This is a genomic window from Nibrella viscosa (assembly GCF_039541875.1).
Lineage (GTDB): Bacteria > Bacteroidota > Bacteroidia > Cytophagales > Spirosomataceae > Nibrella > Nibrella viscosa.
The window spans coordinates 1-614 of record NZ_BAABHB010000052.1; the positions used below are offsets into that span (position 1 = coordinate 1).

A 614-nucleotide genomic window follows, 5' to 3' on the forward strand; every position below is an offset into this window, starting at 1 on the left:
GGAATAAGCCTACTGTGCAGCCGCAGCCCCAGAACCAGGGAGCAGCCGGTGCCAACAGCGAAGAAAAGCGCAAACGTAAGCGTATTCCGATCGAAAAGAAGGATCAGCAAACCCCGCAACAGCGTGCCCAGCACCTGTTCAAAAAGCCCGAAGGCAACCAACAGCAACGTCCGCATGGCGGCCAGCAAGGTGGTCATGGTGGTCAGCAAGGTGGTCAGTTCAGGGGCGGACAAAATCGTCCTGGTCAACATGGTAATCGCCCGGGTCGCCCGACGATCAGCCGTGAGCCGAAAGAGATCAACGAAAAGGAAATTCAGAATAAGATCCGCGAAACACAGGCTAAACTGGCCGGCACAAGTGGCCGCGGTAAGAGCCTGAAAGCGAAATACCGCCGTGAGAAACGCCAGGAAATGGCCGATCAGGACGGAGGCGATATGCAGGATAACAAGCTGCAAGTAACGGAATTCATCAGCGTAAGCGAACTGGCGACCCTGATGGATGTAAGTTTTGCAGAGGTGATCAGCAAGTGTATGAGCCTTGGTCTGATGGTGTCTATCAACCAGCGTCTCGACGCAGAGGTGATCGAGCTCGTGGCCAATGAGTTTGGTTATGAG

1 protein-coding gene is annotated in these 614 nt (G+C 54.6%); it reads left to right on the forward strand.

The window, feature by feature from the left end; genetic code table 11:
• The coding region (locus tag ABD931_RS29140; RefSeq protein WP_345271655.1) for a translation initiation factor IF-2 N-terminal domain-containing protein at window positions 1-614 on the forward strand (614 nt) is incomplete at both ends.